The sequence below is a fragment of the Egibacteraceae bacterium genome (assembly GCA_035540635.1).
In the GTDB taxonomy this organism is placed as follows: Bacteria; Actinomycetota; Nitriliruptoria; order Euzebyales; family Egibacteraceae; genus DATLGH01.
Genome location: DATLGH010000110.1, coordinates 1 through 14,736, shown reverse-complemented (window position 1 = coordinate 14,736; position 14,736 = coordinate 1). Strand labels below are relative to the sequence as shown.

General features: G+C 69.7%; 24 protein-coding genes. 12 read left to right on the top strand and 12 right to left on the bottom strand.

All coding sequences use genetic code 11. From position 1 onward, the window contains the following. Positions 1–4 precede the first annotated feature (4 nt). Positions 5–283 (bottom strand): HypC/HybG/HupF family hydrogenase formation chaperone, encoded by a 279-nt coding sequence (locus VM324_16960; protein ID HVM00983.1) that lies wholly within the window; start codon positions 281–283, stop codon positions 5–7. A 193-nt stretch (positions 284–476) separates the two neighbouring features. On the opposite strand from VM324_16960, the gene VM324_16955 reads away from it, so the two are divergent. From VM324_16955 to VM324_16940, 4 genes are all read left to right on the top strand, one after another. Next, a complete protein-coding gene (locus tag VM324_16955; protein HVM00982.1) occupies positions 477–1,268 on the top strand; it encodes a DUF6390 family protein in 792 nt (263 codons plus the stop codon). A gap of 325 nt (positions 1,269–1,593) precedes the next feature. Continuing rightward, positions 1,594–2,277 (top strand): hypothetical protein, encoded by a 684-nt coding sequence (locus VM324_16950; protein ID HVM00981.1) that lies wholly within the window; start codon positions 1,594–1,596, stop codon positions 2,275–2,277. 11 nt (positions 2,278–2,288) lie between these two features. Next, the gene (locus VM324_16945; GenBank protein HVM00980.1) at positions 2,289–3,002 is read left to right on the top strand and encodes a hypothetical protein; all 714 of its coding nucleotides are present in this window, start codon (positions 2,289–2,291) and stop codon (positions 3,000–3,002) included. Positions 3,003–3,010: 8 nt separating this feature from the next. After that, positions 3,011–3,685 (top strand): hypothetical protein, encoded by a 675-nt coding sequence (locus tag VM324_16940; protein ID HVM00979.1) that lies wholly within the window; start codon positions 3,011–3,013, stop codon positions 3,683–3,685. 40 nt (positions 3,686–3,725) lie between these two features. Here VM324_16940 and VM324_16935 read toward each other — a convergent pair whose 3' ends face one another. Further along, the gene (locus tag VM324_16935) at positions 3,726–4,325 is read right to left on the bottom strand and encodes a PsbP-related protein (GenBank protein ID HVM00978.1); all 600 of its coding nucleotides are present in this window, start codon (positions 4,323–4,325) and stop codon (positions 3,726–3,728) included. Between the two features lie 50 nt (positions 4,326–4,375). Here VM324_16935 and VM324_16930 point away from each other — a divergent pair, with 50 nt between their 5' ends. From VM324_16930 to VM324_16910, 5 genes are read left to right on the top strand one after another with little or no spacing between them, the layout of a single operon-like run. Then, positions 4,376–4,663 carry a hypothetical protein gene (locus VM324_16930; GenBank protein ID HVM00977.1) on the top strand — a complete coding sequence of 96 codons (288 nt, stop codon included), beginning with the start codon at positions 4,376–4,378 and terminating at the stop codon, positions 4,661–4,663. Further along, complete coding sequence (locus tag VM324_16925) at positions 4,660–4,932, top strand: hypothetical protein (GenBank protein ID HVM00976.1); 273 nt, start codon at positions 4,660–4,662, stop codon at positions 4,930–4,932. Before VM324_16930 ends, VM324_16925 begins: the two co-directional genes overlap by 4 nt. Before the next feature lie 5 nt (positions 4,933–4,937). Further along, on the top strand, positions 4,938–5,195 hold the full coding sequence (locus tag VM324_16920) for a hypothetical protein (GenBank protein HVM00975.1): 258 nt from the start codon (positions 4,938–4,940) through the stop codon (positions 5,193–5,195). Between the two features lie 12 nt (positions 5,196–5,207). Continuing rightward, the gene (locus tag VM324_16915; protein HVM00974.1) at positions 5,208–5,453 is read left to right on the top strand and encodes a hypothetical protein; all 246 of its coding nucleotides are present in this window, start codon (positions 5,208–5,210) and stop codon (positions 5,451–5,453) included. 10 nt (positions 5,454–5,463) lie between these two features. Next, on the top strand, positions 5,464–5,706 hold the full coding sequence (locus VM324_16910) for a hypothetical protein (GenBank protein HVM00973.1): 243 nt from the start codon (positions 5,464–5,466) through the stop codon (positions 5,704–5,706). A 355-nt stretch (positions 5,707–6,061) separates the two neighbouring features. Here VM324_16910 and VM324_16905 read toward each other — a convergent pair whose 3' ends face one another. The 9 genes from VM324_16905 to VM324_16865 all read right to left on the bottom strand — a co-directional run bounded on the left by VM324_16905 (position 6,062) and on the right by VM324_16865 (position 11,573). Then, positions 6,062–6,547: a hypothetical protein gene (locus VM324_16905; protein ID HVM00972.1), complete on the bottom strand. Its 486-nt coding sequence runs from the start codon at positions 6,545–6,547 to the stop codon at positions 6,062–6,064. Positions 6,548–6,608: 61 nt separating this feature from the next. Next, positions 6,609–7,382 carry an AAA family ATPase gene (locus VM324_16900; protein HVM00971.1) on the bottom strand — a complete coding sequence of 258 codons (774 nt, stop codon included), beginning with the start codon at positions 7,380–7,382 and terminating at the stop codon, positions 6,609–6,611. Then, positions 7,379–7,759 (bottom strand): helix-turn-helix transcriptional regulator, encoded by a 381-nt coding sequence (locus tag VM324_16895; GenBank protein HVM00970.1) that lies wholly within the window; start codon positions 7,757–7,759, stop codon positions 7,379–7,381. The genes VM324_16900 and VM324_16895 overlap by 4 nt, the downstream gene beginning before the upstream one ends. A gap of 53 nt (positions 7,760–7,812) precedes the next feature. Beyond that, a complete protein-coding gene (locus VM324_16890) occupies positions 7,813–8,226 on the bottom strand; it encodes a hypothetical protein (protein ID HVM00969.1) in 414 nt (137 codons plus the stop codon). After that, positions 8,219–8,536 (bottom strand): hypothetical protein, encoded by a 318-nt coding sequence (locus tag VM324_16885; GenBank protein ID HVM00968.1) that lies wholly within the window; start codon positions 8,534–8,536, stop codon positions 8,219–8,221. Before VM324_16885 ends, VM324_16890 begins: the two co-directional genes overlap by 8 nt. Positions 8,537–8,540: 4 nt before the next feature. Next, positions 8,541–8,801 (bottom strand): hypothetical protein, encoded by a 261-nt coding sequence (locus VM324_16880; protein HVM00967.1) that lies wholly within the window; start codon positions 8,799–8,801, stop codon positions 8,541–8,543. Next, positions 8,798–9,076, bottom strand: coding sequence for a hypothetical protein (locus VM324_16875; GenBank protein ID HVM00966.1), 279 nt, complete (start codon positions 9,074–9,076; stop codon positions 8,798–8,800). The genes VM324_16880 and VM324_16875 overlap by 4 nt, the downstream gene beginning before the upstream one ends. A 90-nt stretch (positions 9,077–9,166) precedes the next feature. Then, complete coding sequence (locus VM324_16870) at positions 9,167–10,888, bottom strand: nickel-dependent hydrogenase large subunit (GenBank protein HVM00965.1); 1,722 nt, start codon at positions 10,886–10,888, stop codon at positions 9,167–9,169. Positions 10,889–11,099: 211 nt separating this feature from the next. Further along, positions 11,100–11,573, bottom strand: coding sequence for a hypothetical protein (locus VM324_16865; protein HVM00964.1), 474 nt, complete (start codon positions 11,571–11,573; stop codon positions 11,100–11,102). 126 nt (positions 11,574–11,699) lie between these two features. Here VM324_16865 and VM324_16860 point away from each other — a divergent pair, with 126 nt between their 5' ends. After that, complete coding sequence (locus tag VM324_16860) at positions 11,700–11,867, top strand: hypothetical protein (GenBank protein HVM00963.1); 168 nt, start codon at positions 11,700–11,702, stop codon at positions 11,865–11,867. A 117-nt stretch (positions 11,868–11,984) separates the two neighbouring features. On the opposite strand, the gene VM324_16855 is transcribed toward VM324_16860, so the two are convergent. Continuing rightward, a complete protein-coding gene (locus VM324_16855) occupies positions 11,985–12,479 on the bottom strand; it encodes a hypothetical protein (GenBank protein HVM00962.1) in 495 nt (164 codons plus the stop codon). A gap of 369 nt (positions 12,480–12,848) precedes the next feature. On the opposite strand from VM324_16855, the gene VM324_16850 reads away from it, so the two are divergent. Both VM324_16850 and VM324_16845 read left to right on the top strand, forming a co-directional pair. After that, positions 12,849–13,964, top strand: a complete 1,116-nt coding sequence (locus VM324_16850) for a hypothetical protein (GenBank protein HVM00961.1) — start codon at positions 12,849–12,851, stop codon at positions 13,962–13,964. Between the two features lie 34 nt (positions 13,965–13,998). Beyond that, on the top strand, positions 13,999–14,736 hold a 738-nt coding region (locus tag VM324_16845; GenBank protein HVM00960.1), incomplete at its 3' end, for a nickel-dependent hydrogenase large subunit.

Here is a 14,736-nt window from a genome sequence, read left to right as displayed (position 1 = left end):
CCTCCTACTCGATGTCGCTCTTGGCGAGGTCGGAGAGCTCCTCCTCGTACATGGCACCGAGCTGCTCGAGGAACCGGAAGGTGTCCTCGGCCTCCTGCTCGTCGATCTTCGACATCGCGAAGCCGACGTGGATCAGGACCCAGTCACCGACCTCGACGCCGCCTTCTTCCTTGGGGATGAGCTGGATGGAGACGTTGCGGCGCACCCCGTTCACGTCCGCCTTGGCGATCCCGTTGTCGGGGTCGACCAGCTCCACGATCTTGCCGGGAATGCCGAGACACATACGTGGTCCTCCGCGGGTTGGGACATCCATCGTACTGGTCGCCACCCCTTCGCACAGGCCTTCGCGGCTGCTCCGGGGGGACTAGTAACGCTGCGCTCCATGTTAGCCGCATATAGTTGACGTGGAGGCTTCTCGGGCTCCTTTCAGCCCGAGGTCGCGGGGAGAGGACGGCGAGACGAACATGGGTCCCACCATGGCTCCGACATCCACGGCACCGGGCAACGCCGGGGCCCTGCTGTTCGCCCGGTACGCCTACCCGCCGAACGCCCGCGGCTACTGCGGCCCGGCGGACCACCGGGCCCTTCTCGAGTACGGGGCGACCGGAGCCGTCGACCCCGGCCTGCGCGAGCTCGCCCGGGGCTTCTCCGGCGCGTGGCCCTACTATCAGCTCATCGCCACGGCTGCGGGGATCGACGACCCGCTCGACCCCCGGGTGGGAGAGGCTTACTGGGTGGGCAGCCCGCTGCTCGACCAGGTCGACATGAGCGTGTTCGGCCGGTCCCTCGAGAGCCGCTTCCGGGGCCCGGCGGGCAAGGCGTGGGGCCGCCTGGCCGAGGCCGTTCCCGCTGGTGGGGTGCCCCATCACAGCTTCCACGTGTTCTGCGTGTACCCGTGGATCGGACTGCTCGGGGCGGGGGTCCAGGGGGAGAAGGCGCTCGAGGTCCTCGACCGCTGCCGCATCCGCTGGGGACAGGTCGTGACGGCGAGCGGGGACCAGGTCGTCGTGGGCAGCCGGCCCCTGCGCTGGGACGGCCGGTCGCTGAGCCTCGGGCCGCGGCGGCTGGAGACGGCCACGCGGGCCGAGCGCGGACTGGCCTTCGTCGCGAAGCCGGCGGCCGGCGACTGGGTGTCGCTGCACTGGGACTGGATGTGCGAACGGCTCACGCCCGCCCGCCTGCGCCATCTCGTCACCTACACCGCGCGGACGCTGCGACTCGCCAACCAGCGGTTGAGCCGCTCAGGGGCGGCCGCCCTCCTGGGCTGAACCCCTGAGGCTGAACCCCGCTGCAGGGGTTCGGGGGGGCCTGGCGGGCTTTTCTGGCCTTCCGCTGCCCGGGGACTAGTCAGGGGTCCTATGTGTGTGGTACACGTACGTCCGGCCCGATCGAGGGGAGGGCCACATAACAGTGCAGCGCCCGGAGTTTGCGTGAGGGTTCGCCTCTCGTGCGGAGGTGGGGTCTCGCCGGCTCGGTCTCCTCGTCGTGCCCGGCTGTCCCCCAGGAGGTTGCGTTGACCGGAGAGCTCAAGGACATTGCGACGAGCACCATTCCTCACCACGACATTCCCACAGACCAGGAGGTGGTCCAGTGATGGGCATGACCCGACAGGGACCAGGTAAAGCACGGCGGCATGCCCAGCACGGGCAGGTCGAGATCGCGAGTGTTCTCGTCCTGGTGGTCGTCCTCGGCGCCGTCGCGGTGTCCGCAGGGCTCCTCTGGCGGACGCTGTCGACCGCGCGGAGCATCAACGCCAAGGCCGACAACATCGCCGCCACCGGAACGGGGATCAACACCGCCACGGACTCCATCGTGCAGCTGAACCGCACGAACGAGACCGCGGCCTCGATCCTCAACACCGCGCAGCCCCTCGAGGGCCTGCTCGCCGAGATCGTCGCGCTCGCCCAGGCAGTTGACGGCCTGGCCAGCTCGATCAACTCGACCGCGGGCGGCATCCTGGCGTCCGCCGGGACGATCAACCAGACCGCCGCGGCAGGCGGCATCGGCGGGACCGCGCAGGACATCGACGCGACCGCGGTCGGCATCAACCAGACCGCTGCGGCCATCCTCGACGTCGCCCGGCGCATCGACGCCGACGTCGTGCAGATCAACACCAGCCTCGACGGCACGCTCGGGTTGGCCCAGGGCATCAAGAACGACACCGGCAACGTCCTCACGACCGCGCAGTCCATCGAGTTCACTGCCTGCGGTATCGACACGAAGCTCTTGCTCGGGCCGATGGCCGGTCAGGGCGTCTGCGCCGGCGGCGGCAGGTAGGAGGCAAGAACATGGCAACCAAACTTGAGAGCAGGTACTCCGGGACCGCCGACCGCACATCCCAGGTCTCGTCGGGGCAGAGCGGAGCGGTCGAGACCGCCGGCACCACCCGGTGGCTGTGGGTGTGGGTGACCATCGGTCTCCTCGTCGTCCTCGTCGTCATCGCGTTCCTCATCGGCATCACCAACGCGCTCGTGTCCATCGACAACGCGCTGGCGACCGCCGACGAGGACCTCACCGGTGTCGGCGGGCACGTCCAGCCGCTGCCCGACCAGATCGCGACGGTGAACGACTCGCTCGGTGCGATCGACCAGTCGCTCGTCCCGGTGCCGGGGCAGGCGCAGACCATCATCAGCGAGCTGCAGTCCATCCGCGGCTCGCTCCAGCAGGTCGACGCGTCGCTGTCGAGCACGCTCGCGTCGCTCAACAACACGTCGGGCTCGCTCGTCGGGACCGGTGGCGGCCTCACCGGCACGTCGGACACGCTGAGGTCCGTGCTGTCGCTCGCCAACCAAATCCTGGCCTCCCTCGAGGCGACGCAGTCCACCGGCATGCCCGCCGGCACGGGCTTCTCCTCGGAGAACATCTGGATGCGCGTCGACATCGCCAACGGGATCCTCACCGGCGTCAAGGGCGACACGGGCACCGTCGTGCCGCGACTCCAGCAGACCGACCGGCACCTGGAGAGCATCTGCACCGCTCTGCCCACGCCGGGTCCGTGCTAGGAGGCCCCATGACCACGAAGAGACTTCACGCGCGGCTGTACAGCGACGAGCAAGGGCTCGCCGGTGCGGCGCTGGTGATCGTCATCGCCTGGGCGCTCGCCGCGGTGCTGATGCTCACCGGCACGCTCGTCGCTGCGCAGTCGATCGACGAGCGGGTCTTCGAGATCCGCAACCTCGTCACCGACATCGGCAGCGGCACCGAGCACGTCGCGCTCACCCAGGAGATCAACGCGAGCGCCGCGGCCATCCGCGACGCGGCGGCGCCCCTGTCCGGACAGCTCGATCAGGTGATCGAGTCGGCCGGGAGCATCGACGGCACCGTCACCCAGATCCTCGACACCGCCGGGCAGATCAACCAGATGGCTGCCGGGCAGATCAACCCGAACGTGCTGGCGATCGGCACGTCCGAGGCAGCCATCCAGCAGTCCGTGAACGGCATCCACGCGACGTTCTCGACGCTCCTGCCGGTCGTCCACTCGATCCAGCAGGGCGTCGCGGACATCAACAGCCGCGCCGACGGAGTGATCGCCCTCGGGCAGGGCATCAAGAGCGACACGGGCGCCATCATCGAGGTGGTTGGCACCGAGAACACCCCGAGCATCCTGGGGCACGCCGCCTCCATCGACTGCAACTCGATCGTCGTGGTCCTGGGCCTGCTCTCGGGCTCCGGCTGCGTCAGCTAGCGAACCACAGACCGTGCCTCCCGCTCGCCCCCGCCCCGGGTCAGGTCGACACCTCGAAGCTGTCGATCACGACCCGGAAGGCGGGGGCGAGCTCGGCAAAGCGCTCGACCGGCAGCGCCTGGAGCACGATCGTGTACATCGTGCTCCCGTCGAACAGGAAGTAGTGGGAGTGCACACCCTGCCGGCCGGACTCCGCGTCCTCGAAGGTGTAGAGGTACTGGATGCCCGGCAGGCCCCCGATCTCGACGCGTGTCGGGTCGCCGAGGACCTCCACCGTCTCGCCCTCGCGGACGAGCTGGTCGGTGAAGGTCCGTACGGCGGGAAGATCGTCGCCGGTCACGTCCGCCTCGAGCGTGACGACCCGGACGAGGATGGAGTCGTCGCCGTCGGGTGGCGCGACGAGCAGGCGGACCGCGGGGCTCCCGACGGGGACCCTGCGCCAGTCCGCCGGGTAGGACAGCGAGAAGCCGGTTCGCTCGTCCGTGAAGGATGCGAAGGCCTCGCCGTCTCCCGCCGTCGACGTGTCCGGGGGCCCGGCGACGTCGGGTCCGGTGATGAGCCGCTCGCCCGCCGTCGCCGCCACCACGGCTACGAGCCCCGCCACGAAAGCCACACCGAACAAGATGAGTACGCGCCGCATCCGTCGATCGTAGTCGGAGGGCAAACCTCCGGCACAGTAAGGAGTGATGAATGCTCGTTACGTTAGCTGAGCACGCCCCTGGCGAGCCGCACCTTTTCGGGTGGTGGCTCGGCCTCGGAATCGGTTTCGCCATCGTCTGGGTCGTCGTCATCGTCGTCTCGGCGATCCTGTCGCGGGCGGCCCGGATCGCCAAGCAGGCGCAGGAGATCCTCGTCGGCCTCGACCAGGGTCGGCAGACGACGCTGCCCCTGTGGGACATCGACTCCGTCAACGCCACCGCGAAGGCGATCCTCGAGCGCGCGACGGAAGCCCGTGAGGCACTGGAGGCCCAGGCATGAGGGTTCTCGCGTACGCACCGCAGGAGATCGCGATGTGGTCGGTGGCGCTCGGCATCGGCGCCGTCGTCATCGCCGTCGTGATCGCCCTCCTCACCCTGCTGCTGCGGTTCGTCCAGGACATCGACCGCGGTCTCGCCGACGTGTGGCAGATGGCGACGAAGCTCGCGGCGAACACCGCGACGGCCTGGCAGCTGCAGGGCACGGCCAACACCGTGGACAAGCTGAAGGAAGAGATCAAGCGGCACGATCAGCTCTGGAGTCAAGTATGAGTGGTTTGCTCGTCGTCCTGACCTTCATCGAGGTGGTCCTCCTCGTCCTCGTGCTCGCGATCTACCTCGTCGTCATCACCACGAGGCTGAAGTCGATCTCGGCTACCCTCGCCAACGTCGCCTTCGGCGTGCGCGCCGTGGAGGAGCAGGTGCTGTCGATCGGCCCGCCCGTCCAGCGCGTGAACCAGGGGCTGCGGGAGATCAACCAGATGCTGCCCCGCATCGCGTCGAACGTGCAGCGCTACGCCCAAGCCGTGCGGTAGGGAGGAGCGACAATGTTGTGGTTGTGGGTACTCGGCATCATCATCCTGGCCGTCATCCCGGTCGTCATCACCCTGCTGAACAACCTCATGGAACCGATCGTGGAGATCAAGCGGTACGCGGACGACGTGCTCGAGCACGGCGTGCTGCTCATCGCCGCCCTCGACGGGGTCGACCTGCTCGAAGAGACCCGCGACCAGACCGCACAGGTGGCCGCGGGGGTCAAGAGCTACGGCGCGGCCCTCCAGCAACTCGGATAAGGAGCATCGCATGCCACTCGCAGGCTGGTTCGTCCTGGTGCTCGTGTTCGCCACCGTCGCGGTGCTCGCCGCCTACCTCATCCGTGTGGCGGTCATCCTGAACCACGTCAACTTCACCGTCGGCACGATCAACGCCGGTGTCCGCGCGATCGCGCAGGGCGGCGAGCCGCTCGAGCCGCTCATCGGCGAGATCTACTCCAACCTGGAGGAGGCCCGCGTCGCGCTCGACCAGACCCTCGGCGTGCAGGGCTGACGCCAAGGGGTAAGACTTGGAGACAGGCAGTCCCAAAGGGAGGAGCAGAGCACATGCCCGAGTTCCGCTGAACGGATGCAGGCGCAACCTGCAAGGGCCACTTCAAGGCCTCGAGCGAGGACGAGCTGCTGAGCAAGGTCGCTGACCACCTCCGCACCAAGCACAAGGTGCAGAACGTGAGCAAGACCCTCCAGCGCTTCGCCCTCCGGTCCGCCAGGAAGTAGGCGAACAGGTTGCGACGGTCCCAGGTCCTGGGACCGTTGAGCAAGACCATCGTTGAGCAAGACCATCGTTGAGCAAGACCACGGAGAAGCCCCCCGCCGATGCGGGGGGCTTCTCGGTTGCCGGCGGGCTGCTAGTCGGCGGCGTAGTGGTGATGGAGGTCGTCGACCTGCTGCTGGGCCTCGAACATGCGGAGCAGCAGGTAGAGGGTCCGGATCACGGCCTCGCGGCGCGCGTCGGTGTGCTCCTGGCGGCGCCGGCGCGGGCCCACGCAGCCGCCGACGAGGGCGTGCACGGCGATGCCGAGCAGGACGTCCTGGCGTGCGGTGCGCGAGAGGTAGCAGCACACATCGTCCATCGGCCGAGCCTCGTCGCGGGCGAGGACCCGCATCGCCACGGGCAGGGACAGGCACGGCGCCTCGGGCTCGTTCGCGCGGAGGAGGTCCAGCAGGAAGGCCCCGGCATCGCGCACGGCGTGCTCGTGGCGGTCGCTGGCCTTCGCCATGCTCTCGACGATGAGCCCCGCGACGGGATTGCGCTCGTAGAGTCGCGGAGGCGTGCGGCGCTCGCGCGTGACCACGACGCGGAGCCGCTCTTCACTGACGGGCGTAACCGGCATGGCGAACCGCTTTGGTCGAGCTGCCCGGAGCAGCCCGCAGTCTAACCGGTTTGCGGGTGCCCTAACCCGCCGTCTGGAACTGGTACGCGACGAGTCCCCGAGCGAGCTCGGCGATGGCCTGGACAGCGGGACCGTCGGGGTCGCGCTCGACGAGGGGGACGCCCTGCGCGTCGGCCTCCGTCACGGCGTCGCTCCACGGGACGTAACCGGCCACCTCGAGGCCGTGTCGCTCCGAGAAGGCGCCGATCGCCTCGGCGTCGCCCTCAGAGCGGATCTTGTTGCCGACCACGGCCACGCGGGAGATCGGCAGCTCCGCGGCGAGGGCCGCCATCCTGCGCGCCGTCTCCAGCGACCGGTAGTAGGGCTCGGTGATGAGCAGCAGCTGATCGACGTGGCGGGCGGTGCCCCGGCTCAGGTGCTCCGGTGACGCTTCCATGTCCATGATCGTCACCACCTCCTGCCGGGTTCCGAGGTCCTCGAGGACCGCGCTGACCGTCGCGTGCGCCGAGCAGAGGCATCCCTCCTCCGCGTGCGCGGGCATCCCCATGAGCAGGACGCGGACCCCGTCGGGCGCGACGATCGCGTGCCGGTCCAGGGCGGTGTCGAGCGACTGGGTCAGGCCCGGGCCACCGAGGCGGCGGGAGACGAGCGAGGTCGGCAGGCCCCTGGCCTGCGTCGCCTCCTCCCGCGGGACGCCGAGGGCGAAGGAGAGGTTGGGGTTGCTGTCGGCGTCGATGGCGACGACGGGCGTCCCGCCCAGGGCGAGAAGCCGTGCCAGCGTCGCCGACGTCGTCGTCTTGCCGGCACCGCCCTTGCCGGCGAGCGCGATCCTCATGACGTGAGGGTCGAGTGCGAGCCCTCGACCAGGGCCTCGTAGCGGTCGAGGTAGAGCCCGAGCAGCCGGTGCACCTCACGCAGGGATCCAGCCCAGGCGTGGAGCCAGTCACGCCCCTCCTCCGTGAGGTCGTACGTCCGCCGCGCGGGACCCGACTCGGAGTGCTCCCACCACGAGCGCACGAGCTCTTCCTGCTCCATGGCCCGCAGAGTGCGGTAGAGACCACCCGGGTCGGCCTTCTCGAGCCCGAGGACGCCCACCTGCTCGAGCAGCTCGTAGCCGTGCGAGGCTCCCTCACCGAGGAGGAGGAGCAGGCAGGGCCGCAGGTAGTTGCGGGGCAAGCCGCCCGGCGCGTCGTCTATGCGTGAGGTGGACATGGTGGGCTCCCCGGGGTCCGGCTCGGCTTCCAGGGCCGCTGCGACGCAGCGGCTCAGTGGTCGTGGTCGTGGTCGTGATCGTGGGAGTGGCTGTGAGCGCCGCGCTCGGCGGCACAGGCGTCCGCCTCCTCCGGCGAGTTGTGGCACCAGCAGTCGGCGCTGCACTCGCCGTGGGTGGGCCGGGTGAGCTCGGCGAACGAAGACGCGAACTCTGCCGCCCCCTCCTCGATACCGCGGGGAGACAGGGTGAACCCCCGCTCGGTGCGGTCGAGGTAGCCCTCCTCGACGAGCCGGTTGAGGTAGGTGACCCCGACCTCCGCGCCCACGCCGAGGAAGCGCTCCATCATCCGCGGGGTGATCTCGTCACCGAGGCCCTCCCCCCGCAGCCAGTACATGACCTGGAGGATCTCGCTCCTCCAGAACAGGGCGCGCAGCGCCTCCGACTTCGGGGTCTGCAGTTCAGCCACGGCTCTTTCTCCTTCTCCGGGAGGAGGTGTGCTTGGGGTCCCGACCGTTGGTCTGGGTCGGAAGCCCCTCGGCGAGGTCGGCGAGGCCGCCGAGCGCCGACGAGATGACGCCCAGCTGCGCGTTGATCCTCGTGACCGCCGGCCCGATCGGGGCGCACTGCGACTCGATCGCGCGCACGCCGAAGTTCGTCTTGCCGAGGAACCCTGCGGTAGCCCGCAGCGATCCCGCGATCTTGTGGAGGTACACGGCGAGCACGACGACGACGAGGGTGATCTCCGCGGCGGTCAGGGCGACGAGCAGGGGACGCATCGGCTCATGCCCCCTTGACCGAGCGCAGGAACGCGTCGTGGCGCGCCGCCTCGGCGGCGAGCTCGTCGAGGCGCTCGGAGGTCTGCCCGAGCATCCACGTCGTCGAGGTGTTGCGCGCGACCTGCTTGCCGGCCTCCCAGATCGCCTCCGCCCCCCGTTCGACCCGGCGGACGTACCCGAGGAACACCTGAAGGAGGGCGACCGCGACGACGGCGACCACCGCCCCGAGACCGAGAGCGGTCCACCACAGGGTCTCGTCGGTCATCGCTGACCGACCTCCCCTACGCGGTACCCGGCCCGGCGGGCGAGCGCCTGCCGGGCGGTGGTGGCGGCGACGAGGATGCGGGTGGTCAGGGTGTTGATGCGCTCGATCTCCCAGAGTCCCTGGGTGTTGTCCCGAGCGGCGTGGAGGGCGGCCAGGATCGACTCCGCCCGGATGGCCGCGGCGCGCATACCGGCGATCATGAGCAGGAGCAGCACGACGACGACCACCACCACCGCCGCGCCCACCCCGAAGCCGATGACCCAGCCGGTGCTCATCGACGCTCCTTGCGGTCAGGCTCGTTCGCCTCGGTTTCCTCCGTCCCGAGTATATGTGGACTTCACGTATGGTCCACCCGCCTGCGGAAACTAGTGCGTGCCGCAGTGCATACACGGATCAAAGCCGTGAATGGTTCGGATGGCGTCGATACCGGTCAGGCGGCCGTCTGCGGGTTCCTCGATGATCGGCGTGCCGATGAGCGCCTCCTCGAGCGGCCCGGGCTGGCCCGTGGCGTCGCGCGGCGAGGCGTTCCACGTGGACGGGCCGACGACCTGCATCGTGCTGATCCGGCGCTTGCCGTCCGTCCGGAGGTAGTGGGCGTTCATGCCACGCCCGGAGTCCAACAGTCCGACGCCGGCCGTCTCGCCCTTCGGGACGGTGAAGCCGTGCGACACGTCGGTGCGGCGGTGGCGCATGAGCGTGAAACCGTCGAGCACGCAGAGCGCCGCGCAGAGGCCCGAGAACGCGACCCCGTAGGCGTCGGCGCGCAGGCGCTCGAGGGTGTTGACGCGCTTGGGGATGTGCCACTCGACAATGGTCTCGGGAAGGAAGTTCTCCGGGACGAGGATCCGGACACTCGTGCCGGTCGGCTCGATGTAGTCGTTCGGCGGGAAGTCCGTCCGCTGCGCGGTGAGCCACAGACGGCCGAGTGGCGTGCTCTCGACGACGTTGCCCTGCCAGCGCGGTGCGGTGCACCAGGAGTAGGCGCCGGCGAAGTCGCGCGGTGCCGGCGCGGCGATGGTCGTCTTGTTCCACGGATGCCCCGAGGACAGCGCGCCTCCGCTCGGGTCGGTGCCCCCCGACGACTCCCAGCCGCTGTAGAAGGAGTGCGCAACCGACTCCTCGACGCCGGCGTTCACCTCGCTCAGCCGACCGGTCGCGAGCCGACCGTCGAGCATGACCCCCGGCGGAGCGAGGCGCCGGCGACCGTCGTTGTCCAGCCCGGCCCAGCTGCCGTCGTAGCCGCTCGCGGCGTCGTGGTCCCAGGCGCCCGCGTGGATGAAGCTCGCGGGGCGCTCCCCCTGTTCGGCGAATCGCGGGTCGGCCGCGTAGAGGAAGTCGACGAGGTCGTCCCAGATGGCGATGACCTGCTTGACGTAGTCCACCGACTGGTAGAGGCGGGTGTAGTAGTAGGTGAAGTTGCCCACGGTGAGGGTGGAGCCGACGCCGCCGGGGCTCAGCACCGACGGGTGGGGGTACTTGCCGTACATGAGGTTGATCATCTCGAGAACCTTGCGGCCCGCCGGGATGGTGTTCCACCAGTACTTGCCCTCGAAGTAGCGCAGCTCCTCCATGAGCTCGGCGATGGTCTTGTAGCCGTGCGTCGCCGCCCCGGGCGCCTCGGTGCGTTTCGCGAGGTCCCACACCCACGGGGTGGTCCTCCGCACGACCGGAGCGGAGTAGTCAGGCCCCGCCCGCACGGCGAGGTGCGCGGCGTGGATCCAGATCGCCTCGGTAGCCTGAGCGATCCCGCGCAGCGCGAGCGCCATCGGCGGCGGCCTCAGGCCCCACGCCATCTCCTCGGCCACCGACGCGGTCGTCTGGTGGATGCTGCCGCACCAGCCGCACGCACGGGAGATGAGCGGGAGGAAGTCGCGGGGGTCGCGTCCCAGCAGGATCGGCTCGTAACCCCGGAACGAGGTCCCCGAGACGTGCGCGTCGGTGATCGTGGAACCCTGCGTCTCGACCCGGACGCCGAGCCCTCCCCCCACGCGGGTCACGGGGTCGTGGAGGATCGTGGACCGGCCAGCGCGCGCGCTGCCCTCCCGCGTGGTCAGTGGCCGGGTTGGAGTGGGCGCCGCAGCCGCCATCGTGCGTCCTTCCGCTGTCGTCACCCCGACGGACGTCGAGGCGGTTTCACCGGCATGGTGGGGCGGAAACCGGACTTGCTCAATACGTGGAATGTCCAATTAGCAGCGCGGGACACAGTGCGGGGAACATCGAGTTAGCAGGTCCCGACACAGTGTCGGGGACACCGACCGGGCAGCGCCCGGCGCCTCTCGGGCCCGCGAGCGGGCGGGCCTACCGGTCGGCGAAGGCGGCGGGGAACATCGACCGGATGCTGCCGCGCAGCTGGCGGACGTACTCCACGTCCTCCGGCGCGAGGCGTGCCGCGGCCATGACCGACGAGGCGGCGCCGTCGGCGTCGCCCGCCCGGCTCAGCATCTCGGCCGCGGCGCACAGCACCTTCCACGCGTCGTTGCCCTCCGCGGCGACGTCGAGCGCCTCGGCGGCGAGCGCCCGGATGCGCCCCACCGCCGCGGTCGCCCCCACCGACTCGAGCGCGAGGATGGCGGTCACGCGCGCGTAGCAGAAGGCCTCGACCACCGCGCGCCGGTCCTCCGGCGAGCGCGCGACGAAGTCGAGGCTTCGCAGGGCCTCCGCCGTCTCGTCGAGCAGCGGCTCGACGAGCGCGAGGGCGTCCGCGGGGTCGCCGGTGCCGAGCTCGGCCTGGGCGGTCCGCACGCGCTCGAGGATGTCGCTGCCTGGGGTCATGCGGCAAGGATACGCACGCGTGGGAAAGCGAATCCACGAAGTTGGTCTATGAGGATCGCTCTGTGCAGGTATCATGTAGTGACCGGAAGTCCCGGCAGGGATTGCGACCGTGCGGAGGATGGCTACATGAGGACCAAGTCGTCGGAACGAGTGAGTCTCTTGCAGCGCTACACGAAGCCGAACCGCGGCGTCTACGTCTGCACCGTGCCCGGCTGCAAGACGAAGGCGAAGTCGGACGGCTTCTGCCCCACGCACGACGGTATCCCCCTGCGCCTGCTGAAGGCGGAGTACTAGGACCGCGTTCCTCCTCGGGCTCGCCGCCGCCCTCGGCGGCCGGTGAGCCCCGTCCGGGGTCGCGCCGCTGGCGCGGCCCCGATGCATGTCCGGGGGGCGCCGCTGGGGGTGCGACCGCTAGAGCTCGCGCTCGATCTCGGACAGCGCGGCGTCGATCTCCGACTGCGCCTGCCGGCGAGCCTTGTCCTCCTCGAGGATCCCGACCGCGTCCGGCATGTCCCCGAGCGCGCGCCTCGCGAGCTCGGCCCGGCCCTCCTGCGCGTCCTGCGCCCAGAGGTCCCAGGGATCCGCGCGCCTGCCGACGAGCTCGATCTCGACGAGGTTGGCCAGAGGCGCATCCTGCTCGACGAGGTCCGCGCCGGCCTGCCGCAGAGTGGCGCAGAGCGCGGCGCGCACGGCGTCGGCGTCCTCGGTCATCTCGGCGCTCCGAACGAGCACCGCCCGCACGATGCGCATGGCCACGGGTTGGTGACCGCTCATGAGCACCGCCCCCTCGATGTGGGCGTCGGGAGCGCTGCCCGCGTCCGCGCCGGAGAGGAAGGCGGCGAGCAGCTCGGGCCTCGCGAGCGACGGCCCGCGGGGGCGGCCGTAGGGCGGCGGCAGGTCGGTCATCACGTCGGTCCTCGGCGGGCGCGGCCCGGGGAAATCCGGCATCGGACCAGCCTGACGGTATCCTAGTGGTAGCGGAGATGACTAGACCAAGGCCCGACAAGACCCCGTGCGACGGGGAGCCGACAAGCGGGCAGGTTGACTAGACACCCCCGACAGAATGACTAGACCCTTGACGGCAGCGGACTACCTGTTACCGTCATCTACCTGAAAACTACACGTCGTCCCGCACCGTCCTGCTTCTGTTGAGAGAGAGGCGCGCAAATGGTTGAACGCATGGGGGCTCAGCCCCATCCAGGCACGTCGACGGGTCGGGATGTCCGAGAGCTCTCGGACTACGACCCGTTCGCACCGATCGCGATGCGGAGCCGGGTGCCCTCCACGGACCCGCCGAACCGGATGCGGCTCGGCCCGCTGGAGAAGCTCTACCTCATCTGGATGGTGGGCGGCTCCTGTGACGGGTGCACCATCGCGGTGGCCGGTGCCACGAACCCCCCGGTGGAGCACCTCCTGAACGGCATCGTCCCCGGGCTCCCGAAGCTCGAGCTCATTCACACGGTCGTGTCCGTCGAGTCGGGCGCGGAGTGGATCGAGAACCTGCACATGGCCGAGCGCGGCGAGCTCGACGCCCCCTTCGTCATCACCTGGGAGGGGAGCATGTTCGACGAGACGAAGTCGGGCGACGGCTTCTTCATGGGGCTCGGCGACGACCCGGCGACGGGCCAGCCCATCACCTCCGCGGAGTGGATGAAGCGCCTGGCGCCGAAGGCCGCCGCCGTCGTGGCGATCGGCACCTGCGCCACCTGGGGTGGCATCCCCGCCGCCGAGGGCAACATCACCGGTTCCATGGCCGTCATGGACTTCCTCGGGCGCGACTACCGCTCGGCGTTCGGCGTGCCCGTCGTGAACGTTCCGGGTTGCTCGCCGATTGGTGACAACTTCATGGAGACCGCAGCCGCGGTCATCCTCTTCCTCCAGGGCCTCGCCCCGCTGCCGGAGTTCGACGAGCTCGGACGGCCCGCGTGGCTCTTCGGCGAGACCGTCCACCGCCACTGCCCGCGTGCCGGCTACTACGAGGAAGGCGTGTTCGCGGAGGAGTACGGCGACAAGGAGTGCCTCGTCGAGCTCGGCTGCTGGGGCCCCGTCGTGCAGTGCAACATCGCCGAGCGCGGCATCGTGAACGGCACCGGCGGCTGCATGAACATGGGCGGCATCTGCATCGGTTGCACGATGCCGGGCTTCCCCGACAAGTTCGCCCCGATCTACGCGGCCTCCCCGGGCTCGTTCGTGTCGAGCAGCGCCTCCAAGGTCGTGGGCGGCGCCATCCGCAGGATGCGCGCCATCACCATGGAAGACAAGAACATGACCACCCGCTGGACCGAGGACGGCGCGCCCTCCGGCTGGGCGCGCTACAAGTCCGAGCCCGGCAGTGCCAAGAAGCTGTTCTACAAGGCCTACCGCGCCCGCCAGCGGGCGAACAAGACCTGAGTCCCACCCACCCCGAAGCCCAGGAGCCCCACACATGTGCTTCAAGAACCTGCCCGTTGAATTCGACGACCTCGGAAGAGCCAAGCTGAAGGAGGGCGTGGCCAACCCCTGGACGGTCGACGGCGCGAAGCCCAAGGGCTTCACGAAGACCAAGACCGCCCGCGTGGCTGGTGGCGCCGTGGCGACCGAGCCGAAGGTCCGCGACTGGATGATCGACCCGATCACCCGGGTGGCCGGCGCGCTCGCGGTCCACGTCCAGCTCGACCTCGAGAAGCGCGAAGCCGTCGAGTGCCACTCGATGGCGATGCTCTTCCGCGGCTACGAGCTCATCCTCGAGGGCCGCGACCCGCGCGACTCGATCGACCTCACCTCCCGCGCCTGCGGCGTGTGCGGTGGCGTGCACGCGACCACGTCCGCGCAGTGCATGGACATGGCGTTCGGCGTGCGTCCGCCGCCCATGGGGATTCTCGCGCGCAACCTCGGCGAGCTCGCCGAGATGCTCTACGACGCGCCGATCCACCTCGGGCTGCTGTCGGGTCCGGACTACTCGACCCCGCTCGTGGAGGTCACCAACCCCGAGATCGTCCGCAAGGCCGAGACGACGCTTGCGCCGCACTCGGGCCTGCACGGTTACGAGACGATCAAAGACATCATGGACGCGATGGCGCCCCTGACCGGCAAGATCTATCTCGAGGCCATCCAGATGACCCGGCTCGGCCGGGAGATGGTCAACCTGTTCTACGGCAAGTTCCCCCACCCCTCCACGCTCGTG